The following is a 21,792-nucleotide window of genomic DNA, read 5'->3' on the forward strand; positions in this document are numbered from 1 at the left end:
TCACAGGCGCTGCCAGGCCGGCTTGCCGGCCCAGACCTCGCGGTAGTAGTCCAGGCGCTGCAGCCGGCCGGCGGCCGCGCCGTCGAGCAGCACCGTGACGTGCGGGTGCAGCTGCAGCACCGACGCCGGCCAGCTGGCCGTCACCGGACCCTCGACGCAGGCGGCCACGGCCCCGGCCTTGGCCGCTCCCTCGGCGAGCAGCACCAGGTGGCGCGCCTGCAGGATGGTGCCGAGACCCTGGGTGATCACGTGCCGCGGCACGTCGCCCACGGAGCCGAAGAACCGCGCGTTGTCGGCCCGGGTCTGGGCCGTGAGCGTCTTGACCCGCGTACGCGACGCGAGCGATGAGCCCGGCTCGTTGAACGCCAGGTGACCGTCGCGGCCGATACCCAGCAGCTGCACGTCGATGCCTCCGGCGGCGGCGATCGCCTGCTCGTAGGCGACGCAGGCGCCGGCGACGTCGGTGGCGTGGCCGTCGGGCCCGTGCACGCGCGCCGGGTCGAGGTCGACCCGGCTCACGAGCTCGCGCCCGATCACCTCGCGGTAGGACTGCGGGTGGCCCGGCGGCAGTCCCAGGTACTCGTCGAGCAGGAACGCGCTGGCTCGCTGCAACGAGACCTCGCCGCGCGCGTGCGCGGCCGCGAGCGCGTCGTAGACGCTCAGCGGACTGGACCCCGTGGCGAGCCCGAGCACCGGGTCGGCGGTGCGACGCAGCAGGTCGGTGATCACCGCCACCACGAGCTCGGCTCGCTGCACGGCGTCGTCCAGCACGACGACCTCCATCAGACCGCGTCCACGGCGCGACCACCCACGAGGACGCGCTGCACCTCGAGCCGGTCGTCGAGCACCACGACGTCCGCCGGGCCGCCGGGCCGCAGCACCCCCAGGTCAGGTGGCCCACTGCGCAGCAGGCGTGCCGGGCCTGCCGTCGCGGCCGCGAGCGCTTCGAGCTCCGACGCGCCACAGCGCACGGCCTCGCGCACGCACCCGGCGAGCGACGCCACGCTGCCGGCGAGCACGCCGTCGTCGTCCCGCGCGACGCCGTGGTGCACCACCACCTCGCGCTCCCCCAGCCGGTAGTGCCCGTCACCGCAGCCGGCCGCGGCCATCGCGTCGGTCACGAGCACCCACCGACCCGGCGCTGCGGCCAGCGCGAGGCGCACCCACTCGTCCGCGAGGTGCACGCCGTCGCAGATCAGCTGCACGACGACGTCGCCTCGCGTCAGCGCGACCGCGGCCGGCCCCGGTTCGCGCGCCGACACCGCCGGCATCGCGTTGCCGAGGTGGGTGACCGTACGGGCGCCGGCGTCGAACGCCGCGTGCGCCTGGGCCGCCGAGCAGGTCGTGTGGCCCACGGAGACGAGCCACCCGCGCCCCGCGGCCCAGCGGATCACGGCCAACGCGTCAGGCAGCTCGGGTGCGATGGTGAGGGCGACGACACCGTCGCCGGCCACGAGGTGCTCCAGCTCCTCGACCGCGGGGCGGCGCAGCGCGTCGCGCCGGTGGACGCCGGCCCGCTCCGGCGCGAGGTACGGGCCCTCCAGCGCGGCGCCGAGCAGCCGAGCCGCACCTGGTACGGCGCGAGCGCGGTGGCGAGCGACCTGCTCCAGCGCGCGTCGCGTGACCCCGAGCGGCGAGGTGACGAGGTTCGCCACGAAGCTGGTGACACCGTCGCGGGCGAGCGCCTGACGGGCCGCGACCCAGTCGTCGTCATCGGCGCTGATGAGGTCGCAGCCGCCGTACCCGTTGACCTGCAGGTCGACCAGCCCCGGTACGGCCAGGCCACGGCCGCCGCCGGGCAGGCCGACATCGACCACTCGCTCACCCTGCACCGCGACGTCGCCGTCGACGAGCGCGCCGTCGACCATCGCCTGCGCGCACCCGAGGCGACGCACCACGTCGTCGGTCACGACACCTCCTGAGCCGAGGGCAGGTCGTCGACCAACCTGCCACGGGCCATCCACGCGGCGCCGAGGGCGGCCACCGGCGCCCTGCGGCCGAGCAGCTCAACCCGACCCGACAGGCCGAGCGCGGCCATGAGCGGCGCCGTCGCCTCCTGCCGGCGCAGGGCTGCGCGCACCGCCTCGAGCAATGGCCGCCCCACCTCGGTGACGCCGCCCGCGAGCACCACGGTCTCGACGTCCCAGGTGAGCACCAGCAATCGCACCGCGGCGGCTACGCCGGCGCTGAACCGCTCCACGGCAGCCGCCGCCGCCGCGTCACCAGCTGCCGCGGCCTGCCAGGGGCTCGTCGCCGGATGCCCGGCACCCGGGGTCCACGCCGCGGCGAGCGCGGCCCCGGAGGCGATGGTCTCCAAGCAGCCCCGCTGTCCGCACGAGCACGCCATGCCGGCCGGGTCGACGGGCACGTGCCCGATCTCGCCGGCGGCGCCGCGCGCCCCGCGGTGCAGCCGGCCGCCGAGCACCAGGCCAGCGGCAAGGCCCGTGCCGATGCTCAGCAGCGCGAGGTCACCGCCGACGGGCCGCAGCGTGTGGGCTCCGAGCGCGGCGGCGTTGACGTCGTTCTCCACCACCACGGGCACGCCCAACCGCTCGCGCAGCCCGCCCGCGAGCTCGGTCGGCTGGTCGTGCAGACCGAGGTTCACCGCGTGCGAGACGCGTCCGGCGCTCGCGTCGACGAGGCCGGGCACGCCGACGCCGACGCCGGCCAGGGCCGCGGGCGCCACACCTGCCCGGTGGGCGGCCTCGGTGACCGCTCGCACCACGGTGTCGACCACTCCGCGCTCCCCACGTCGCGTGCCGAGCCGGGCGCGGCCGAGCACGCGCAGACGCTCGTCGGCGACGACCGCGAGCACCTTCGTGCCGCCGACGTCGACGCCGGCGACCAGCGCAGCGCCCATCAGCGCCCCTCGGCCAGCAGGCGGTCGAGCGCCTGCGCCGACGCCTGGGAGGCACCGCGGGTGCACACGGTCGTGAGCCCCTCGACGAGCGGCTCAGGGTCCGGCCACCCCATCTCGACGAGCACCGCATCGGGTCGGCGGGCCGCGACGCGCTCGATCACGGCTCTGGCCCAGGCCTGGCGACCGGCGTCGCGCACGAGCACCACCACCGGACGATCGTCGAGGCGCGCCACGGGGTCGTCATCGGGGCCGACGTCGAGGTCGTCAGGGGGGCCGACGTCGTCCGGGCTCATCGCGACGAGCTCACCACCGGCGAGCACCCGGCCGTCTACGGGTAGCCCCCAAGGCACGTGACCCACCGCCTGGTTGCTTCCGCCGTCGAGCTGCAGCACCTGGGCGCCGGTGCGCGCCGAGAGGGAGCCGGTCACCGACAGCGCGAGCGTGGCGGCCTCCGCGCTCGCCTGCGGCGCCGGGGCGGCCTGAGCGAGCGCGCGCAGCCCGGCGAGCCGCGCGCTCGCGGTGTCGACGCGGTCCGCGGCCTCGCGCAGGCGGCCGAGGGGCAGAGTGCCGTCCGCCACCGCGTCGGTGACGGCCGCGACCACGGCCTCGAGCGAGGCGTCAGCGAGGCCGGGGCCGAGGCACAGCAGGTCGGCGCCCGCGCGCAGCGCCAGCACCGCCGCGGCGGGTACGCCACGGCCGGCGCTCGCGCCGCGCATGTCGAGAGCGTCGCTCACCACGAGGCCCTCGAAGCCGAGCTCCTCGCGCAGCAGCCGGGTGGCCGCGGGGCTGAAGGTGGCCGGCGCGCAGGCATCGAGCGCGCGCAGCACGACGTGCGAGGTCATCACGGCCACCGCACCGGCCGCGATGCCGGCGGCGAACGGCGGCAGCTCGCGCTCGCGCAGCACCTCCAGCGGTCGGTCGACCACCGGCAGGTCGAGGTGGGAGTCGGCTGCGGTGTCGCCGTGGCCGGGAAAGTGCTTCAGGCAGGCGCCGGCTCCGGCTGCCTGCAGCCCCCGCACCCAGGCGGCGACGTGCCGGCTGCAGGCGCCGGCGTCCGCTCCGAAGCTGCGGACGCCGATCACGGGGTTCGCGGGGTTGGAGTTGACGTCAGCGACGGGGCCGAGGTCGAGGTCGACGCCGTGAGCGAGCAGCTGGGTACCGATGTCGCCGCCCACCATCGAGGTGAGCCGCTCGTCGTCCGCAGCCCCGAGCACCGCCGCGCCGGCGTGCGGGCTGCCGGTGCGGTAGTACAGGCGCGTGACGTCACCACCCTCCTCGTCGAGCGTCGTGATCGCCTCGGGCCTCGCGGCGTGGACGGCGGCCGTGGCCCGGCCCACCTGGGCGAGGTCGCGCACGTTGTCGCCGTAGAGGCAGACTCCGCCCAGGCCACGCTCCAGCCGAGCGAGGAGCCAGGGCGGCACCACCGGCCCGCTGAACGACGCGAGCAGCACGCGATGCGCGAGGGCGGTGACGTCGAGGGAGCCGGTCACGTCAGCCCTTCACCGCGCCGGACACCAGGCCACCGGCCATCCGCCCCTGCACGAGCAGGAAGAACACGATCACCGGGATGGTCATGAGGGTGGAGCCGGCCATGATCGCGCCCCAGTCGGTGCCGCTGTTGACCTGCTTGAACGAGCGCAGCCACACCGGCAGGGTGAGGTGGTCGGGACGGTTCATGAGCACCAGCGCCATGACGAACTCGTTCCAGGCCTGGATGAAGGCGAAGACGCCGGTGGCGACCAAGCCCGGCCCGATGAGCGGCAGCGTCACCGAGCGGAACGAACGCAGGCGGGAGCAGCCGTCGATCATCGCCGCCTCCTCGAGCTCGACCGGGATGCCCGCGACGAAGCCCCGCAGGGTCCAGATCGTGAAGGGCAGCACCGTCGCGACGTAGACCGCGGTGAGGCCCAGCACGGTGTTGGTGAGCCGCCAGCCGTCGAGCAGCCGGAACATCGAGATGATGAGCGCCTCCCCCGGCAGCATCTGCACGACGAGGATGACCAGGACGAACCACCGCCGGCCGACGAACCGGAACCGGGTCACGGCCAGTGCGGCCAGCAGCGCGATCACGAGCGCCACGACCACCGTCGCCACCGTCACCACCAGGCTGGTCCGCAGCGCCGACAGGAACGGGAACTGCCCGCCTCCGTGCAGCACCTCGCGGTAGTTGCGCGCGGTGCCGGGCCACGGCACGAAGGTCGGCTCGGGACTGCGGATGAGATTGCCCGGCAGGAACGACGTGCTCACCATCCAGTAGACGGGGAACACCGAGCAGACGAGCACGAGCACGCCGGCGAGGTTGAGCCCGGCGCGTCGCAGCGGGGTGGTGCGGCGTCCGCCGTTCACAGCGCCTCCTCCCGGACCACCTGGCGCACGTAGACGAACGAGGCGGCCAACATGATCACGACGAGGATGACGGCGATGGCGCTGCCGGTGTCGAAGCGGCCCTGGGCCACACCGACCTGGTAGATGTACACGCCGATGGTGCTGGTCTCGGCAGTGATGCCGCCGGAGTCCTGCAGTGCGAAGATCTGCGTGAACACGCGCAGGTCCCAGATCACCTCGAGCATGGTGAGGATCAGCACCACCGGTCGCAGCAGGGCGTACGTGATGTGCCGAAAGCGTTGCGCCGCAGTGGCTCCGTCCAGCTCAGCTGCCTCCATGAGCTCCTCGGGCACCTGGCTCAGCGCGGCGTAGAGGGTGAACGCCACGAAGGGCACCGCCTGCCAGGTGATCACCACCGTAGCCACTGCGAAGAACGACAGCGGCTGGATGAGCCAGGAGTGGCCCGTCATGTCCATGCCCGCCGCGGTGAGCAGCCAGTTGACGATCCCGTACTGGGTGTCGAACATCCAGCCCCAGATCACGATGGCCGTCAGCGCCGGCATGGCCCACGCCAGGAGCAGACCGACGCTCACCACCGCTCGCATCACCCGGCCCAGCCGCAGCAGCAGCAGGGCCACCAGCAGGCCGAGCGCCATCGTCAGCACGACGTTCACGGCGCAGAAGGCGATGCTGCGAGCGAGCACGAGCCAGAACTGCCGGTCGGACAGCACTGCGGTGTAGTTGTCGAGACCGACGAACTCCGGCGGCTTGCCGAACACCTGGGCCCGACCGAACTCCTGCGTCGACATGACGAGCAGGCGCACCAGCGGGTAGCCGGTGAGCACCGCCAGCACGGCGACCGCCGGCACGAGCAGCAGGTGAGGCACGGACGGGCGGTACCGCCGGCGCATGGCCGCACCGCCCGTCCTGGCCTGGACCTTGAGGTGGATGACGACTCCCCTGGTCTGATCGCCGCGTCAGCGGTTGAGAGCTGCGGTGATCTTGGCGTCCGCGGCAGTGGCCAGCTGCTGGACGTCGCCGCCCTTGGCGATCTGCACGAACAGGTCCTCCAGGATCTTGTCGGACTCGACGTTCGCCCAGCCCGGCGCCGCCGGAGTGAGCTTGGTGTTGCTGGCCGCCTGCGCCGTCGCCTTCGCCACGTCGTCGTTGCCGAGGGCGCTGAACAGCGAGGTCTTGGCGGGGATCAGGCCGGCCTCGGCCATCTTCGTCTGGTAGCCGTCGCTGAGGATGACCTTCAGCAGGTTGTAGGCGAGATCGGGGTGCTTGGACTTCGCCGCGATGGCGATGTTCGACCCGCCGAGGAACACTGGCGCGGTCTGGCCGGCCGACTCGCCCGGCAGCGCGAAGACGCCCAGGTTCTTCTCCGCCTCGGGGCAGCCGCCCTTGTCCTTGGCGGCGAGGATCGAGCCCTTGACCCAGCCCGGCGCCGACAGCATGCCGATCTGGTTCGCGCACCATGGCACCTGCGGGTCGGTCTCGTTGCCGTCCTTCGCCGCGCCAGAGGCCTTCTGCATGACCTCCTGCACCATCTTCAGGCCGGCCACAGACTGCGGCGTCGACAGCGCCCCCTGCCACTTGCCGTCCTTCTGCACCGCCAGGTCACCACCTGCCGACCAGATGTACGGGAGCGCGTTGCGCCAGTCCTGCCCCGGGAAGTAGATGCCGGAGAACCGGTTGCCGCCCGCGGCCTTGAGCTTCTCGCCGTCCGCTACGTACTCCGCGAGGGTCTGCGGCGGCTTCAGTCCCTGCTTGGCGAACAGGTCCTTGCGGTAGAACACGAGCCGCGAGCCGGCGTAGTACGGCGCCGCGTACAGCTTGCCGTCGTAGCTACCCGACTCCACGAACCCCTGGAGCAGGTCGTCGCCGCCGAGGTCGGCCTTCTTGTCGGTGATGTCGAGGAAGGCCCCCGCGGAGGTGAAGGCGACCGCTTGGGTGTTGCCGACCTCGACGACGTCCGGGCTGTCGCTGCCGCTCAGCGCGGTGGTCAGCTTGTCGACCAGGCCGTCCCAGACCTGCTCCTCGATGACGAGCTCGGCCTTGGGGTTGGCCTTCTCGAACTCAGCCTTGGCGTAGTCGCGCACTGCCTGTGGCGTGTCCGTGCCTACCAGCCAGAGCCGCACCTTGGTCTTGCCACCGGCGGTGGCGTCCGACGACGAGCCGCTGGAGCCGCCGCAGGCGGTCAGCGCGACGGCGGCAGCCAGAACGACTGCGGCAGAGCGGAAGTGCTTCACGTGATCCTCCTGCGTTGCTCTCTGCGCGCGCCGGACGACGTGCGCCTTGACGTTCGTGGGTGAGTTCGGACGGTGAGGGGTGCGACGGCTACGAGACGCCGAGCTGACCGGACAGCACGAGCACCGCTGCGCCCGCGAGGACGACGTCGGCGCCGGCCGCAGGCAGTCGCAGCTCGACGTCCTCGCCGACGACGGGCATGCACCGGCGGCGCAGCACGGTGAGGGCGGCGTCGAGCAGCGGGCCGCCCAGCAGGTCGGCCGGGCCGCTGAGCACGACCTCGCGCAGGTCGAGCGCGCTGACCACCGGGGCGAGCGTCACACCCAGCGCCTCGCCCGCGGCACGCACCGCGGCCTCGCGCACCGCCTCGTCGGCGCCCTCGGTGCGGCGGCGCAGGGCGGGGACGCTGAGCACCGTCTCGAGGCAGCCGCGACGTCCGCAGGCGCAGGGCTCGCCGTCCTCGTCCACCACCAGGTGGCCGATCTCGCCGGCCGCCAGGTGCTGGCCGGCCAGCAGCGCGCCGTCGAGCAGCAGTCCCGCACCGACGCCCTTGCCGACGCGGATCAGCATCAGGCCGTGCTCGCCGGCCGCACCGAAGGTGTACTCGCCGAGGGCCGCGGTGTTCGCGTCGTTGGCCACGTGCACCGGCAGGTCGAGGGCGTCGTCGAGCAGCTGGGCGAGCGGCAGCGCGCTCCAGCCGAGGTTCGGCGCCTGCAGCACGACACCGTCGGCGTCCACGAGCCCGGGGGTGGCGATGCCCACACCCAGCAGGGGGCGGGTCGAGGCGTCGACGAGGTCGCGGCACAGCCGCTCGACCAGCTCGACGGCGCCCGTGCCGGTGCGTCCCTCGACCGGCAGCTTGCGGCGCTCGAGCACCGTGCCGGCGAGGTCGAGCACCGCGCCGTGGAAGCAGTCGGCGTCGGAGATGTCGACGGCGAGCACCTGGTGGGCGTCGTGGCGCAGCCCGACCAGCGTGGCCGGTTTGCCGACCCGCGTGCCGGGCTTGGCGCCGAGCTCGCTCACCAGGCCGTCGTCGATGAGCGAGGAGACCAGGTCGCTGACCGTGACACGGGTGAGGCCGGTCTCGCGGGCGAGGTCGGCGCGCGACGACGGCCCGGCCTGGAACAGCGACTGCAGCACGAGGGAGCGGTTGTGCTGGCGGGCGTGCTCGGGCAGGGCCTTGGTGCGGGGGCGCAGCCTGCGCGCCAGCCGGCGGTCGGGTGCGCTGCGTGCGGTCATGCGGGTTAGTAAATGGCCCTCACAAATAATCTGTCAAGGGTTCTAACAAACTCGGTCTGGCGATCTCAACCGATCTCAGAGCGGGCGCACGTCGGTCACCGTCACCACCGCCGCGCCCGCCTCGTCGGACGCCGGCAGGTCGACGACCGCCTCGATCCCCCAGTCGTGGTGCGCCGCCGGGTCGTCGAGCACCTGGCGTACCACCCACCGCTGCGGCTCGCGCTGCACCTGCAGCAGGTGCGGGCCCCGCGCGTCCGGCCCGGTGCCGACGTCGGCGTGCTCGGCGAAGTACGGCTCGAGCGCGGTGCGCCAGCTCTCGGCGTCCCAGCCGGCGCCGGCGTCGAGCTCGCCCAGGTCGTCCCAGCGGCGCAGCGCCACCAGCTCGACGCGCCGGAACAGGGCGTTGCGCACCAGCACCATGAAGGCCCGCGCGTTGCTCGTGAGTGGCGGCGGCGGGGCGTCGACCTGCTGCGCCGCACCGGGTTCGGCCGGATCGACCAAGCGCTCCCACTCGTCGAGCAAGCTGGAGTCGGTCTGCCGCACGGTCTCGCCGAGCCACTCGGTGAGGTCGTCGAGAGCCTCCGTGCGCATCCCCCCGGGCACCGTGCGGCGCAAGGCCTTGTACGCGTCGGCGAGGTAGCGCAGCACGAGGCCCTCCGAGCGCGCCAGGCCGTAGAAGCCGACCAGCTCGGCGAAGCTCAGCGCCCGCTCGTACATGTCCCGTGCCACCGACTTCGGCGACAGCTCGTAGTCCGCGACCCACGGGTGCCCGCGCCGGTACGTCTCGTAGGCCTGTTCGAGCAGGTCGGCGAGCGGTCGGGGCCAGGTGACCTCCTCGAGCAGCTCGATCCGCTCGTCGTACTCGATGCCGTCGGCCTTCATCTGAGCCACCGCCTCGCCCCGCGCCTTGAACTGCTGGGCCAGCAGCACCTGGCGAGGGTCGTCGAGCGTGGCCTCGAGCACCGACAGGACGTCGAGGGCGTGGGACGGCGCGTCGGGGTCCAGCAGCTCGAGCGCCGCGAGCGCGAAGGTCGACAGCGGCTGGTTGAGGGCGAAGTCGGCCTGCAGGTCCACCGTGAGGCGGGCCCGACGTCCGGTGTCATCAGGCACCGTCAGCTGCTCGACCACCCCGGCCGCCAGCAGCGAGCGGTAGATCGCGACGGCCTGGCGCACGTGCCGCACCTGCTGGCGAGGCTCCTCGTGGCTGTCGCGCAGCAGGTGGCGGAAGTGCTCGAGGGTGTCGCCCGGGCGACCGATCACGTTGAGCACCAAGGCGTGCGTCACGCGCAGACGGCTCCTGAGCGGTTCGGGGTCGGCCGCCACCAGGCGGTCGAACGTCTCGTTCGACCACGTCACCTGGCCCTCGGGCGGCTTCTTGCGCTGCACCTTGCGCCGCTTCTTCGGGTCCTCACCCGCCTTGGCCAGGGCCCGCTCGTTCTCGATGACGTGCTCGGGCGCCTGCACGACGACGTACCCGCTCGTGTCGTACCCGGCGCGTCCGGCTCGTCCGGCGATCTGGTGGAACTCCCGGGCATTCAGCCGCCGCTGCCGGTGACCGTCGTACTTGGTGAGGCCAGTGAGCAGCACCGTGCGGATCGGCACGTTGATGCCCACGCCGAGGGTGTCGGTGCCGCAGATCACCGGCAGCAGGCCGGCCTGGGCCAGCTGCTCGACCAGCCGGCGGTAGCGCGGCAGCATGCCCGCGTGGTGCACGCCGATGCCGTGCCGTACCAGGCGCGACAGCGTCTTGCCGAATCCCGCCGTGAAGCGGAAGGCACCGATGTGGGCGGCGATCTCGTCCCGCTGCTCGCGCGACGCCACGGTGGTGCTCATGAGCGCCTGGGCGCGCTCGAGGGCGGCGGCCTGGGTGAAGTGCACGACGTACACGGGGCTCTGCCGGGTCGACAGCAGCTCGTCGAGCGTCTCGTGCAGGGGAGTCATCGCGTAGCTGAAGCTCAGCGGCACCGGGCGCTCGGTGCCGCTGACGACGGCCGTGGCGCGGCCGGTGCGACGAGACAGGTCGTCGCGGAAGAACGAGACGTCGCCGAGCGTCGCGGACATGAGCACGAACTGCGCCTGCGGCAGCTCGACGATCGGCACCTGCCAGGCCCAACCGCGCTGCGGGTCACCGTAGAAGTGGAACTCGTCCATCACGACCTGGCCGAGATCGGCGTACTGCCCCTCGCGCAGAGCGAGGTTGGCGAGCACCTCCGCGGTGCAGGCGATGATCGGCGCACCCGCGTTGACGGCGGCGTCCCCGGTGACCATGCCGACGTTCGCTGAGCCGAACTGCTGGCACAGCGCGAAGAACTTCTCGCTCACGAGCGCCTTGATGGGTGCGGTGTAGTAGCTGCGTCGTCCGGCGGCGAGCGCGCCGAAGTGCGCTGCCGTCGCCACGAGCGACTTCCCCGAGCCGGTCGGCGTCGACAGCACGAGGTTGCTACCGGTGAAGACCTCGATGACCGCTTCGTCCTGCGCCGGGTAGAGCGTGAGCCCCTGGTCGGCCACCCAGGTCGTGAAGGCGTCGTACAGCGCGTCCGGGTCCGGCGCGCCGTCAGCGGGGTGGTCCGGGACCAGGTCGGTGAGCAGCATCGCCCCCATCCTCCCCCACGCGAACCGCTGGCTGGCCCGCCCCGCGCTCAGGTGTCGCGCAGGCAGGGCCCGGAGCCGGCGATCGCCAGCCCCTCGACGTCACCGGGGCCGAGGTTCACCTGACCCTTGTTGCTGCGGTACATCAGCTGACCCGAGTCGTCGACGTGGTCGAGCCCCACGACGTGCCCGAGCTCGTGCTCCACGATCGTCGTGGCCTGACCCGCGCGGCCGGCGGCGATGAGCTGGTCGAAGGTGTCGCTCGCGAGGGTGATCTGCCCCGAGACGAGCCGGGCCCCCGCGTCGGTGGTGAGCTCGTAGCTGCCACCGAGGCCGGCCACCTGCCCGGTGAGACCGGCGAAGGTGCCGCGCTTCGCGAAGCCGACGAGCACCGGAGCCCACCGGTCGCCGTAGCGGTCACGCTGCACCGGCTCGCGGTGCTCGCTCACCGGCTCGGACGTCGTCCCGTCGTCGACGAAGGCCAACCCGGTGGCGGCCGAGATCACGGCGACGGCCCCTCGCACGAGGTCGACCGAGCCGGGCGGGCCGCCCGCCGGGTTGACGACGTAGTGCACCGGACGGCACGGGTCGTAGCGCACAGGCACGCCGTGGGCGTCGACGTGCATGAACGCGTGCGGTCCGGTGAGGTGGGTCTGCACCACCTGGTTCACCCGGACGTGCCGAGCGTCCTCGGGAAGCGGCGGGTATCCCGTGGCACCGGCCGGTGAGCCGCCCCACCCGAGGGCGGTGCGAGCCCCGACCGTGAGCGCGGCCGCGACGACGACCGCCACGACCAGCAGCACCCGATCACGGGCCGACAGGGCAGAGGAGCTGTGCCGCATGGGAAGCCGTCGCACTGGGCCGAAGGGCTCAGGCGACCGGAAGGCCCTCGTTGACCGTGACGGCGATCTGGCGCAGCACGTGGTCGGCCTGGTCGTGCGGCACCTGGCACGTGCCCGCCGCGTGGTGGCCCCCACCACCGTGCTCGAGCATGATCGCGCCGATGTCGACCGGCGAGGTGCGGTCGAGGATCGACTTGCCGACCGCGAGCACGGTGTTCTGCTTGCCCCGGCCCCAGATGACATGCGCCGACACCCGGCACTGCGGGAAGAGCGCGTAGACCATGAACCGGTTGCCGGCGTAGATGACCTCCTCGTCGCGCAGGTCGACGACCACCAGGTCACCCATCACCGTGCTGCAGCGGCGCAGCTGCTCGACGAACAGCTCGCTCTGCTCGGTGAAGAGCGCGACGCGCTCGGCGACGTCCGGCGTCTGCAGGATCCGCTCGACGCTGTCGTGCTGCAGCACCTCGTCGATCAGCTGCATCATCAGCTGGTAGTTCGAGATGCGGAACTCGCGGAACCGCCCGAGCCCCGTGCGGCTGTCCATCAGGAAGTTCATCAACGTCCAGCCGGTGGGGCGCAGGATGTCGTCGATGTCGTACTGCGCTGAGTCGGCCTGGTCGACCGCCCGCATGAGCTCGTCTGAGATGTGCGGAAACGCCTCAGCGCCGCCGTAGAAGTCGTAGACGACGCGCGCGGCCGAGGGCGCGGCGGGGTCGATGACGTGGTTGGCCTTGATGGCCGCGTTGCGCAGCGTCTCGCTGTGGTGGTGGTCGAAGACGATGTGCGCGTCCGGGGCATACGGCAGGTTGGTGAGGATGTCGCGCTCGCTCACCTCCACCAGGCCGTCCTGGACGTCCTTGGGGTGGACGAACGTGATGTCGTCAATGAGGTCGAGCGAGCGCAGCAGGACGGCGCACACGAGCCCGTCGAAGTCGCTGCGCGTCACCAGACGGTACTTGCGCCCACTCAGTCGCCCACTCATCAGTCGAGTCCTCTGCGTCGCTTCGGTGCAGAGCCCCTCGCCCCGCCGTCTTCTGTGTCGGCGGCGCAGGGTCCGCCGTCGATCACCCGTTCGGGTGACGGGGCCCTGATCCGGCGTGCGGCTGGCGGGAAGTCCCCTGGCCCGGCATCGTGGGAAGCGTCCCCGACACGTACAGGAGCCGTCGATGAGCACGCAGGACCTCGAGCCCCGGCCGGACGACGTGCCGGAGGGCGACTTCGTCGAGCAGCACCAGCTCGCGGACGACCAGACGGTGCCCGCCGTCGACCTCGACACCGAGGCCGACCTCGCCGACGTCCAGGAGCAGTCGACGCCGGTACCGGTCGACGACGACGACGAGCCGCGCTGACACCCGGTGAGCACGCGCACGACCCTGGTGGTCGGCGCCGCGGTGGTCGACGACCTCATGCGGCCCCGACGCCTGCTCGCAGCGCGCCGCACCACTCCCCCGGCCCTGGCCGGCGGCTGGGAGCTACCCGGCGGCAAGGTGGAGCCGGGCGAGGCGCCGCAGGACGCCTTGGTGCGCGAGCTGCGTGAGGAGCTCGGCACCGGAGCGCTGCTCGGCGAGGAGCTGGTCGGGCCGGACGCCGGAGGGTGGCCCATCTCGCCTTCCGTGATCATGCGCGTGTGGCTTGCCCAGCTCGACGCCGAACCGGCTCTGCAGGGTGCGCACGACGCCGTGCGCTGGCTGAGCCCCGAGGAGTGGGACGACGTCGCCTGGCTCGCGCCTGACCGGCCGGTCCTGGCCCGGCTGAGGGAGCGGTGTGCCGCGCCCTGACCCGGCGACGCTGGTGTCCGCCGGCGCACGCGTGCCCGACGCTGGCTGGCCCGCGCTCGACGTCCGCATCGGCATCTCCGGCTGGACGTACGCGCCCTGGCGCCGGGTGTTCTACCCCGCCGGCTTGCCCCAGCGCCTGGAGCTCGAGTACGCCTCACGACGGATGTCGAGCATCGAGATCAACGGCTCGTTCTACTCGTTGCAGCACAAGGACTCCTGGCAGAAGTGGTACGACGCGACGCCGCCCGGTTTCGTCTTCTCGGTTAAGGGGCCGCGGTTCGTCACGCACATGAAGAAGCTGCGTGACGTCGAGACGCCCCTGGCCAACTTCTTCGCCTCGGGCGTCCTCGCCCTCGGTGACAAGCTGGGGCCGGTGCTGTGGCAGCTGCCGCCCAACCTCGGCTTCAACCCCGACGTGCTGGCCGCGTTCATCGACCTGCTCCCCCGCACCACCGACGCGGCCGCGGAGCTGGCCACGCGACACGACGCGCGCATGGAAGGCCGCGCCCTCACCACCGCGCCGGTGACGCGGCGGATCCGGCACGCGTTCGAGATCCGGCACCGCACCTTCAACGACCCCGCGTTCGTCGAGCTGCTGCGTGACCGCGACGTCGCGCTGGTGCGCGCCGACACCGGCGGTCGCTTCCCCGAGCTGGACGACGTCACGTCGGACTTCGCCTACCTGCGCCTGCACGGCGCCGAGGAGCTCTACACCAGCGGCTACGACGACGCCGCCCTCGACGCCTGGGCCGCGCGCATCCGCACGCTGCGCTCCGGGGGCACGCCCACGGACGGCGTCCGGCTGGCGCGGTCCGCACCGCGCCGCCGACGAGACGTGTTCGTCTACTTCGACAACGACGTCAAGGTGCGCGCCCCGTTCGACGCGCTGGCGCTCACCGACCGGCTGGCGTGAGCGGGATGCCGAACAGCGGGAACACCCGCTCGGTGTCGAGGAAGAACATGAAGTCGACCACCTGGCCGTCGCGCACGTCGAGCACCTGCAGCGCCCACGGCTCGTAGGACCCACCCGGCCCGCTCGCGCGGTACTGCGCGAAGGCCGGCATGCCGTTGGCCCACGTGGGCACGAGCTTCGACCCCCGGCACGCCGCACCGGCCCCCTGCCAGAAGGTGAGGATCTGGTCGCGACCGGCGAGCCACAGCTCGTACGGCGGCATGGCCTGCGTGGCGTCGTGCTTGATCAGCGTGGTGAGCGTCGTCATGTCGTAGCGCTGGAACGCGTCGACGTAGCGCTCCAGGAGCGCCTGATCGGCATCGCCCAGAGCGATCGGCCGGGCCTCGACGTCGGGATCGCGCTCGGCGACCGTGGCCCGGGCCCGTTGCAGGGCGCTGTTGACCGACGCGACGGACGTCTCGAGCAGCTCGGCCACCTCCGCCGCCGGCCAGGCCAGCACCTCGCGCAGGATCAGCACCGCGCGCTGGCGCGGTGGCAGGTGCTGCAGGGCGGCGACGAAGGCCAGCCGGATGCTGTCGCGGGCGACCGCGAGGTCGGCGGGATCGGCCACTTCTGGCAGCACCCGGCCGTCGGGGATGGGTGTGATCCACGTCGACTCCGGCAGCGTGCCGAGCTCGGGCGCCTCGGCCGATCCCGCTGGCCCGAGGTCCATCGGACGGGCACGCCGCTGGCGGGCGGCAGCGACGTCGAGGCAGACGTTGGTGGCGATGCGGTACAGCCACGACCGCAGCGACGAGCGGCCCTCGAACCGGTCGAGCGCCTTCCACGCCCGCACCATGGTGTCCTGCACCGCGTCGTCGGCCTCGAACGCCGAGCCGAGCATCCGGTAGCAGTAGCCCGTGAGCTCGCGACGGTACTGCTCGAGATCGCTCGCGGCCGGGGCGCTCGTGACCGACGTCATCGCGCTACCGCCTTGGCGGCACCCTTGGCCGCCGCCTTCTTCTGCTGCTTGTACTCCCGCACCTTGAGCAGCGAGTCGGCGTCGACGACGTCCGCCACGGAGCGGTAGCCCTCGAGCGCGTAGTCACCGGCGGCGCCCTGCCATCCCTCGGGGCGCACGCCGAGCTGCTTGGCGAGCAGGGCGACGAAGATCTGGGCCTTCTGCTTGCCGAAACCGGGCAGCTCCTGCACCCGAGCGAGCAGCTCCTTGCCGGTGGTGGGCTCGGTCCACAGTCGCGTCACGTCGCCGTCGTACCGCTCCTCGACGAGGGCCGCCAGCTCCTGCAGGCGGGCGGCCATCGACCCCGGGAAACGGTGGATCGCCGGGGGCTGGCTGCACAGCGCCTTGAACGACTCCGGCTCAGCGGCGGCGATGGCGGTGGGGTCGAGCGTGCCGAACCGGCTCAGCACCTTGTAGCCACCACGGAACGCGTGCTCCATGCCGTACTGCTGGTCGAGCATCATGCCGACGACGAGCGCGAAGGGGTGCTCGTCGAGCACCTGGTCTGCGGCCGGTTCACCGGCGATCTGGAACGCCATGCCTGCATGCTGCCACGGCGGCGGCGGTCCGGTCAGCGCTCCAGCGGCAGCCAGTCCAGGACGTGCTGGATGCGCTCGTCCCAGAACGCCCAGTCGTGGGCGCCCCGGTCGAGCTCGCGGGTCACCGGTACACCGAGCCGGTCGGCGGCATCCAGGAAGGAGCGGCTCTCGCTCACGAGCTCGTCGTCCGTGCCACAGCCCACGTAGAGCGCCGGCAGGTCGTGCGACGCCGCCACCTGACGTTCGAGCAGCGCGAGCAGGTCGTCGTCGGACCCCGCGACCTGCCGGTCGCCCACGGCTGCGTCGGCGAGGTCGGGCCGCAGCGCGCCGCTCGCCTGCCGCCTGGCGAGGTCGAGAGCGCCGGACAGGCTCGCGGCGGCCGCGAAGCGCTCCGGCTGGTGCAGGGCCCACTTCATCGCGCCGTACCCGCCCATCGACAGGCCGGCCACGAAGGTGTCGTCCCGGCGCGCGGAGAGCCGGAAGAACGACTCCGCGACCGCTGGCACCTCCTGGCTCAGGTGCTCCCAGTAGCGGCCGCCGTGCGCCTGGTCGAGGTAGAAGCTGCGCGCCACCTGCGGCATGACGACCGCGAGGCCCAGCGGCTCGACGTACCGCTCGATGCTGGTGTACCTCGTCCAGGCGGTGGCGTCGTCGCTGAGCCCGTGCAGCAGGTAGAGCACCGGTGCGCCGTGCCTGCGCCCGCCGGTCTGCGGCGTGCTGCCGCTCACCCCGATCTGCGCCGACGTCGCCTGGGGCAGGAGCACCGTCATCGAGGTACCCATCTCGAGCACGTCGGAGAAGTAGTCGCAGCGCACGAGAGCCATGCACCCACGGTCTCACCCAGCGCGGCTCACCGGGGACGCCGCACCGTCAGTGCGGACGCAGGCGGTCCATCTCGCGCCGGACGGCGTCCTCGCTGAACTCCTCACCGCGGTAGGTGTCCCAGGCGTTCATCACCAGGCCGATGCCCCAGCCGGCGACGATGAACACCGGCCAGAAGAAACCGTGCCCGGAGACCGCCCAGATCGCGGTGAAGAAGCCGTTCACGAGCAGGTACACCAGCAGGTGGGCGTGGAAGTCGCGACGCTTCTTCAGCCGTTTCAGCGCCTGTTCACGCAGGATGTCGTCGGGCTGCGGACGGGCACCGGCGCCGTACGCGCTGCCGGACGGGCTGTCGTACGCGCTGCCGGACGCGCTGTCGTACGCGCTGCCGGACGGGGGCTGGCTCGACATGGCACATCGCCTCCTTCGACCACTGTCGAGCCTAGTGAGGCGCCGGCCGCGGCCGCACGGACGATGGTCCCGCCGGACGCGTCCCTACCTCTCGACGTCGCGGGGCGAGAAGGCCAGGTAGAGCGCGGAGAGGTCGTCGCCGCCGTGACCGGCGCCACTCACCGACCGCAGCTCGTCCCGCAGGACGTCCACCAGCTCGGTGGGCACGCCGACGCGCCCCGCCGCCTGCGAGATGAGGTCGGCGTCCTTCAACGCGCCATCCAGCCCGAAGGACGGCGTGAAGTCGCCCGCGAGCATCGCCTTGCCCTTGAGCTGCACGTACGGCGCGTCCATCGCCCCACCCGCCACGGCTTCGAGGAACAGCTCCGGCTGGAGTCCCAGCGCCTGGGCGACCGCCAGCGACTGCGCGATGCCCGCCACGAGGCTGATGACGAAGGCGTTGGCAGCCAGCTTCAGCCGCGAGCCCGCACCGGCCTCCCCCACCCACATCGTGCGCTGGCCGATGGCGTCGAGCACGGGGGCCACGACCTCGCGGGCGTCCTGAGGACCGGAGGCGAGCACCACCAGCGCGCCCTTCTCCGCCGGCTCCTTCGTGCCGAGCACCGGCGCGTCGACGTGGACCAGCCCCAGCTGCTCGGCCAGCGCGTCGATCCGCTCGCACCCCTCGACGCCGACGGTGGTGCACTGCAGCAGCACAGCCCCTGGGCGCACGGCGCCCTTGAGGTCAGCCAGCACGTGAGCCACGGTGTCGGCGTCCCACAGCATGGTGACGACGACGTCGGCGTCCTTGACCGCCTCGGCTGCGGTGTGACACACGACGGCGCCGTCGTCGGCGAGGGGCTGGGCGCGCTCGGCGTTGCGGTTCCACACGCGCAGCGGCAGGCCCGCTCGAGCGATGTTGCGCGCCATGCCCGCACCCATGGTGCCGGTGCCGAGCAGCGCGACGGTGGTCACAGCAGACCCTTGCTGAACGCGGCCTGGCCGAGGTGCTCGAGGTCGTCGTCGACGACGCTGACCAACCGCACCCCCAAGGTGACCGGAGGGTCCCACCGGGTGTCGACGACGCGGTCGAGGTCGGTGTCACTCAGCCCGGACACGAACGCGACGGTGCGCTCGTGCACGGCGTCGAGGTACCCAGTGAGCAGGTCGGGGTCATCCACCCGGACGGCCGAGACCTGCTCGTCGGTGTGGCCGAACCCGGTGTCGACCGGGTCGAACGGCAGGCCGAACCGCTCGGCCCAGCCCTCGCCCACCCAGACCTGCTCGGTGCCCGCCACGTCGCTGACGTGGTCGTCCTGCACCCGCGCCAGGTGCCAGACGAGCCAGGCGATGGAGTTCGCCCGCCCGTCGACGCGTGCGGACAGCTGGTCGGCAGACAAGCCTGCGACGACGTCGCGGGCGCGTTCGGGGATGCGCCCGAACGCCTCGAGCAGAAGGTCGCTGGTATCCATGGGCTCACCGTGCCACCTCCCACCGGCGGTCACCACCGCGCGCTCTCGTCGCCTGGCTCCTAGCGTGGAGCCATGCGGATCGCGATAGCAGGTGCCCACGGTCAGATCGGCCTTCGCCTCGGACGGCTGCTGGCCGCGCGGGGCGAGGAGGTGGTGGGCATCGTGCGCAACCCCGACCACTCGGCCGACCTCGAGGCAGCGGGCATCGAAGCGGCCGTCGTCGACCTCGAGAGCTCCTCCGCCGACGAGGTGGGAAGCGCGATCGACGGTTGCGACGCCGTCGTCTTCGCCGCGGGCGCGGGGCCGGCCAGCGGGATCGACCGCAAGGACACGGTCGACCGTGCGGCGGCGATCCTGTTGGCCGACGCGGCCGAGCGGGCCGGGGTCGGCAGGTACGTGCTCGTGTCGTCGATGGGCGTCGACAGCGTGCGCGACGGCGCGACGCCCGACGGGGTCGACGAGGTGATGGTCGCGTACCTGCGCGCCAAGCTCGCCGCGGAGGACGACGTGCGGGGACGAGAGCTGCGCTGGACGATCCTGCGCCCGGGGCGCCTCACCGACGACGACGGCACGGGACAGGTGCAGATGGCCGAGCACGTCGACCGCGGCGACATCCCGCGCGACGACGTGGCGTCGGTGGTGGCCGCGCTGCTCGACGACCCGAGCAGCGCCGGGCACGTGCTCGAGGTGGTCAGCGGCGGCACGCCGGTCGGCGAGGCGGTCACCCAGGCCGTACGCGGCTGAAGCCCCGGCTGCCCCTGCACGCAGCGAACCGCCCGGCCCGCGTCATTCGACGCGGGCCGGGCGGCTGCGTGGGTGTCGTCTGATCAGTGGTGCTTGCCCGACAGCAGCGCCAGCGGCTTCACCCCGCCGGCGCGGTCACCGGCGTGACCCAGGTGCGGCAGGTTCCAGTTGTCCTCGATGCTCGTGAGCAGCGAGTAGTGGTTGTACTCGGTGTGGTCGACCGTGCCGGGCTTGACCATCGGGGAGACGACGATGGCGGGGATGAGGCCACCGCCGTAGGTGCCACCGGGCCAGTCCGCGCTGACCCGCGCGTCACCCTTGGCGACGTACGGCGAGTCGCAGCAGCCGTCAGCGTTCTCCCAGCCGCCGTTGGTCTCGTTGCCGGTGTAGTCGTTCTCGTCGGTGACGATGACGATCGCGGAGTGCTTGGTCCAGGCCCTCGACGACATGATCGTCGTGACCGCACCCTTCACGAACGCGTCGGCCTTGTGCTTCAGCGCCGCGTCGTTCTCGTCGTCCTTGGCGCTGCCGTAGGGGCAGGGCGTCTCCGGGTGCCCATCCACCTTGTCGTAGACGCCACCGTGCATGTCGTTGCACTGGTTGGGCGAGATCCACACGAACTGCGGGGCGTGCTTGCTGTTGAGGTCGGTCGCCAGCGCGCTGTAGTCCTTGACCTTCGCCATCCGCGCCGGGTCGTTCTTGACCGAGTCGAACAGCACGAACGGGTTGTGCTTCTTGGCGTACAGCGAGATCAACGACCCGTCGGCGCGAGCGGGGCCGAAGCGGGCCGTCTTGTCGGCCGGCAGGTCCTCCATGTAGGCGCCCCAGCCGATGTGGCGGGCCTCGAGCTGGTCGACCAGGTTGACGCGGTCGAGGTTCACGACGTTCTCGTCGTGGTCGTCCTGGATCCCGAAGTTGTCCCCCGCGATGGCGGCGATGTAGTTCGGCATCGACGGGTGGGTGACGCCGTAGTACTGGTCGGCCATCGCGTAGTCGTGGGCGAGTGAAGTGATGTACGGCGCGTTGGCGTCGTCGATCACGCTCGACTGCGAGTGGTTCTCGAGCATGAGCACGTAGATGTGGTCGAGGCGCTGCTGGTGCTCGCGGCCGTGGTCGTCGTCCCGACCGTGGCTCGAGCTGGCCGCGGCGTTGGCCGAGACGGCCAGTGCTGCCGCCGTCGCGAGGGCCGCGACGGACAGCGCACGATGACGCAGGTGCATGAGTTCTCCTGGGCTTGAGTGGTTCCCGAGGGCGCGGTGGAGGGGATCGCCGGTCTCGTGGCTCGAACCTCCCGCCTCCCACCGAGGAGGGAGTCAACCCCCGCTCGCTTGCATCCGTCAATGCTTCGCCGGCAAACGCGGGACGAACGACAGGTGAGCCGCCCGGTACGCGACGGACGCTCGCCGTGGCCCTACCGTGTGCCGCATGACGACGCCCGAGGCCATGGACCACGCTCAGAGGCCCTTCGACCACGTCAACCTCGTGCTGCGCTTCCTGCTCGAGCTGGTCATGTTCATCGGGCTCGCCTGGGCCGCGGCAGCGCTGGTGTCGGGCACCTGGCAGAGCATCGCGGCCGCCGTCCTGGCCCCGGTGGTGGCGATCGGCGTCTGGGGCGTGCTCATCGCGCCGGGCTCGCGTCGCCGGCTCCCGGACCCGGCGCGGCTGGTCGTCGAGCTCCTGCTCTTCGCGGGAACGGGTGTGGTGGTCGCCGCCGCCGGGCTGCCGGCGTGGGGAGTCGCCCTCGCCGTCGTCGCTGCCCTCAACGCCCTCGTGCTCCGGTGGCGGCGCATCTGAGCACCCTTGCGTCGCCGCGAGCGGCACTGCCTACTCGCGTGGGGGCGCGACCCATTGCTGGACGAGGCGTGCGATGAGGTGGTTTGCGCGGTGGGGCGGTAGGGGTTGGTCTGGTGGGTCTGGTGGGTTGCTGCCTGGTGGGCCTGGTGGGGTGGTGTCCCAGACGACTGTTCCGTTGATGAGTTGTGCGGTGGCGCCGGTGGTGTGGGCGTAGCGGTGGTGGAAGCCGCAG

The 21,792-nt window shown here is 72.3% G+C and carries 23 protein-coding genes; 5 read left to right on the forward strand and 18 right to left on the reverse strand.

Going from position 1 to position 21,792, the window contains the following annotated elements; all coding sequences use genetic code 11:
* From nagB to ASD06_RS04630, 11 genes are all read right to left on the reverse strand, one after another.
* Positions 1 to 783 (reverse strand): glucosamine-6-phosphate deaminase, encoded by a 783-nt coding sequence (nagB, locus tag ASD06_RS04580; protein WP_056673865.1) that lies wholly within the window; start codon positions 781 to 783, stop codon positions 1 to 3.
* Positions 783 to 1,910 carry an N-acetylglucosamine-6-phosphate deacetylase gene (locus ASD06_RS04585; protein WP_056673866.1) on the reverse strand — a complete coding sequence of 376 codons (1,128 nt, stop codon included), beginning with the start codon at positions 1,908 to 1,910 and terminating at the stop codon, positions 783 to 785. The genes nagB and ASD06_RS04585 overlap by 1 nt, the downstream gene beginning before the upstream one ends.
* The gene (locus tag ASD06_RS04590) at positions 1,907 to 2,860 is read right to left on the reverse strand and encodes an ROK family protein (RefSeq protein WP_056673868.1); all 954 of its coding nucleotides are present in this window, start codon (positions 2,858 to 2,860) and stop codon (positions 1,907 to 1,909) included. Before ASD06_RS04590 ends, ASD06_RS04585 begins: the two co-directional genes overlap by 4 nt.
* Positions 2,860 to 4,350: a glycoside hydrolase family 3 N-terminal domain-containing protein gene (locus ASD06_RS04595; RefSeq protein ID WP_056673869.1), complete on the reverse strand. Its 1,491-nt coding sequence runs from the start codon at positions 4,348 to 4,350 to the stop codon at positions 2,860 to 2,862. The genes ASD06_RS04590 and ASD06_RS04595 overlap by 1 nt, the downstream gene beginning before the upstream one ends.
* Before the next feature lies 1 nt (position 4,351).
* Complete coding sequence (locus ASD06_RS04600) at positions 4,352 to 5,206, reverse strand: carbohydrate ABC transporter permease (RefSeq protein WP_235502214.1); 855 nt, start codon at positions 5,204 to 5,206, stop codon at positions 4,352 to 4,354.
* Positions 5,203 to 6,072, reverse strand: coding sequence for a carbohydrate ABC transporter permease (locus tag ASD06_RS04605; RefSeq protein WP_200941883.1), 870 nt, complete (start codon positions 6,070 to 6,072; stop codon positions 5,203 to 5,205). Before ASD06_RS04605 ends, ASD06_RS04600 begins: the two co-directional genes overlap by 4 nt.
* Positions 6,073 to 6,162: 90 nt before the next feature.
* Entirely contained in the window at positions 6,163 to 7,437 is a 1,275-nt protein-coding gene (locus ASD06_RS04610) for an extracellular solute-binding protein (RefSeq protein ID WP_056673874.1), read from the reverse strand.
* A gap of 88 nt (positions 7,438 to 7,525) precedes the next feature.
* On the reverse strand, positions 7,526 to 8,674 hold the full coding sequence (locus tag ASD06_RS04615; protein WP_056673875.1) for an ROK family transcriptional regulator: 1,149 nt from the start codon (positions 8,672 to 8,674) through the stop codon (positions 7,526 to 7,528).
* 75 nt (positions 8,675 to 8,749) lie between these two features.
* Entirely contained in the window at positions 8,750 to 11,266 is a 2,517-nt protein-coding gene (locus tag ASD06_RS04620) for an RNA helicase (protein ID WP_056673878.1), read from the reverse strand.
* A gap of 47 nt (positions 11,267 to 11,313) precedes the next feature.
* Positions 11,314 to 12,105: a matrixin family metalloprotease gene (locus ASD06_RS04625; RefSeq protein WP_157371515.1), complete on the reverse strand. Its 792-nt coding sequence runs from the start codon at positions 12,103 to 12,105 to the stop codon at positions 11,314 to 11,316.
* A 28-nt stretch (positions 12,106 to 12,133) separates the two neighbouring features.
* Complete coding sequence (locus ASD06_RS04630) at positions 12,134 to 13,090, reverse strand: hypothetical protein (RefSeq protein WP_056673884.1); 957 nt, start codon at positions 13,088 to 13,090, stop codon at positions 12,134 to 12,136.
* A gap of 184 nt (positions 13,091 to 13,274) precedes the next feature.
* Between ASD06_RS04630 and ASD06_RS04635 the strand changes: the two genes are divergently transcribed.
* From ASD06_RS04635 to ASD06_RS04645, 3 genes are read left to right on the forward strand one after another with little or no spacing between them, the layout of a single operon-like run.
* Complete coding sequence (locus ASD06_RS04635; protein WP_056673887.1) at positions 13,275 to 13,457, forward strand: hypothetical protein; 183 nt, start codon at positions 13,275 to 13,277, stop codon at positions 13,455 to 13,457.
* A 6-nt stretch (positions 13,458 to 13,463) separates the two neighbouring features.
* Complete coding sequence (locus ASD06_RS04640; RefSeq protein WP_235502215.1) at positions 13,464 to 13,886, forward strand: NUDIX domain-containing protein; 423 nt, start codon at positions 13,464 to 13,466, stop codon at positions 13,884 to 13,886.
* A 31-nt stretch (positions 13,887 to 13,917) separates the two neighbouring features.
* Positions 13,918 to 14,799, forward strand: coding sequence for a DUF72 domain-containing protein (locus ASD06_RS04645; RefSeq protein ID WP_056673951.1), 882 nt, complete (start codon positions 13,918 to 13,920; stop codon positions 14,797 to 14,799).
* Here the strand turns inward: ASD06_RS04645 and ASD06_RS04650 are convergent.
* The 6 genes from ASD06_RS04650 to ASD06_RS04675 form a co-directional block, all read right to left on the reverse strand.
* On the reverse strand, positions 14,780 to 15,760 hold the full coding sequence (locus ASD06_RS04650; RefSeq protein ID WP_056673890.1) for a sigma-70 family RNA polymerase sigma factor: 981 nt from the start codon (positions 15,758 to 15,760) through the stop codon (positions 14,780 to 14,782). The two genes, ASD06_RS04645 and ASD06_RS04650, sit on opposite strands and share 20 nt — an antisense overlap.
* Positions 15,757 to 16,338 carry an HhH-GPD-type base excision DNA repair protein gene (locus tag ASD06_RS04655; RefSeq protein ID WP_056673893.1) on the reverse strand — a complete coding sequence of 194 codons (582 nt, stop codon included), beginning with the start codon at positions 16,336 to 16,338 and terminating at the stop codon, positions 15,757 to 15,759. Before ASD06_RS04655 ends, ASD06_RS04650 begins: the two co-directional genes overlap by 4 nt.
* A gap of 32 nt (positions 16,339 to 16,370) precedes the next feature.
* The gene (locus ASD06_RS04660; RefSeq protein WP_056673897.1) at positions 16,371 to 17,162 is read right to left on the reverse strand and encodes an alpha/beta hydrolase family protein; all 792 of its coding nucleotides are present in this window, start codon (positions 17,160 to 17,162) and stop codon (positions 16,371 to 16,373) included.
* Between the two features lie 46 nt (positions 17,163 to 17,208).
* On the reverse strand, positions 17,209 to 17,571 hold the full coding sequence (locus ASD06_RS04665; protein ID WP_082537710.1) for a 2TM domain-containing protein: 363 nt from the start codon (positions 17,569 to 17,571) through the stop codon (positions 17,209 to 17,211).
* 84 nt (positions 17,572 to 17,655) lie between these two features.
* Positions 17,656 to 18,525 carry an NAD(P)-dependent oxidoreductase gene (locus tag ASD06_RS04670; RefSeq protein WP_056673900.1) on the reverse strand — a complete coding sequence of 290 codons (870 nt, stop codon included), beginning with the start codon at positions 18,523 to 18,525 and terminating at the stop codon, positions 17,656 to 17,658.
* Entirely contained in the window at positions 18,522 to 19,022 is a 501-nt protein-coding gene (locus ASD06_RS04675) for a DinB family protein (RefSeq protein WP_056673903.1), read from the reverse strand. Before ASD06_RS04675 ends, ASD06_RS04670 begins: the two co-directional genes overlap by 4 nt.
* 72 nt (positions 19,023 to 19,094) lie before the next feature.
* Between ASD06_RS04675 and ASD06_RS04680 the strand changes: the two genes are divergently transcribed.
* Positions 19,095 to 19,766: an SDR family oxidoreductase gene (locus tag ASD06_RS04680; protein ID WP_056673906.1), complete on the forward strand. Its 672-nt coding sequence runs from the start codon at positions 19,095 to 19,097 to the stop codon at positions 19,764 to 19,766.
* An 83-nt stretch (positions 19,767 to 19,849) separates the two neighbouring features.
* Here ASD06_RS04680 and ASD06_RS04685 read toward each other — a convergent pair whose 3' ends face one another.
* On the reverse strand, positions 19,850 to 20,986 hold the full coding sequence (locus ASD06_RS04685; protein ID WP_056673909.1) for an alkaline phosphatase family protein: 1,137 nt from the start codon (positions 20,984 to 20,986) through the stop codon (positions 19,850 to 19,852).
* 205 nt (positions 20,987 to 21,191) lie between these two features.
* On the opposite strand from ASD06_RS04685, the gene ASD06_RS04690 reads away from it, so the two are divergent.
* Positions 21,192 to 21,560, forward strand: coding sequence for a YrdB family protein (locus ASD06_RS04690; protein WP_200941884.1), 369 nt, complete (start codon positions 21,192 to 21,194; stop codon positions 21,558 to 21,560).
* The last annotated feature ends 232 nt before the right edge of the window (positions 21,561 to 21,792 follow it).

It is taken from the genome of Angustibacter sp. Root456 (genome assembly GCF_001426435.1).
Classification (GTDB): Bacteria; Actinomycetota; Actinomycetes; order Actinomycetales; family Angustibacteraceae; genus Angustibacter.

Coding starts and splice junctions, on each gene's coding strand:
- ASD06_RS04685 (WP_056673909.1), bottom strand. CDS start 20,986: ATGCACCTGCGTCATCGTGCGCTGTCCGTCGCGGCCCTCGCGACGGCG.
- ASD06_RS04690 (WP_200941884.1), top strand. CDS start 21,192: ATGACGACGCCCGAGGCCATGGACCACGCTCAGAGGCCCTTCGACCAC.
- ASD06_RS04650 (WP_056673890.1), bottom strand. CDS start 15,760: ATGACGTCGGTCACGAGCGCCCCGGCCGCGAGCGATCTCGAGCAGTAC.
- ASD06_RS04590 (WP_056673868.1), bottom strand. CDS start 2,860: ATGGGCGCTGCGCTGGTCGCCGGCGTCGACGTCGGCGGCACGAAGGTG.
- ASD06_RS04665 (WP_082537710.1), bottom strand. CDS start 17,571: ATGTCGAGCCAGCCCCCGTCCGGCAGCGCGTACGACAGCGCGTCCGGC.
- ASD06_RS04615 (WP_056673875.1), bottom strand. CDS start 8,674: ATGACCGCACGCAGCGCACCCGACCGCCGGCTGGCGCGCAGGCTGCGC.
- ASD06_RS04620 (WP_056673878.1), bottom strand. CDS start 11,266: ATGCTGCTCACCGACCTGGTCCCGGACCACCCCGCTGACGGCGCGCCG.
- ASD06_RS04675 (WP_056673903.1), bottom strand. CDS start 19,022: ATGGATACCAGCGACCTTCTGCTCGAGGCGTTCGGGCGCATCCCCGAA.
- ASD06_RS04660 (WP_056673897.1), bottom strand. CDS start 17,162: ATGGCTCTCGTGCGCTGCGACTACTTCTCCGACGTGCTCGAGATGGGT.
- ASD06_RS04635 (WP_056673887.1), top strand. CDS start 13,275: ATGAGCACGCAGGACCTCGAGCCCCGGCCGGACGACGTGCCGGAGGGC.
- ASD06_RS04680 (WP_056673906.1), top strand. CDS start 19,095: ATGCGGATCGCGATAGCAGGTGCCCACGGTCAGATCGGCCTTCGCCTC.
- ASD06_RS04655 (WP_056673893.1), bottom strand. CDS start 16,338: ATGGCGTTCCAGATCGCCGGTGAACCGGCCGCAGACCAGGTGCTCGAC.
- ASD06_RS04630 (WP_056673884.1), bottom strand. CDS start 13,090: ATGAGTGGGCGACTGAGTGGGCGCAAGTACCGTCTGGTGACGCGCAGC.
- ASD06_RS04625 (WP_157371515.1), bottom strand. CDS start 12,105: ATGCGGCACAGCTCCTCTGCCCTGTCGGCCCGTGATCGGGTGCTGCTG.
- nagB (WP_056673865.1), bottom strand. CDS start 783: ATGGAGGTCGTCGTGCTGGACGACGCCGTGCAGCGAGCCGAGCTCGTG.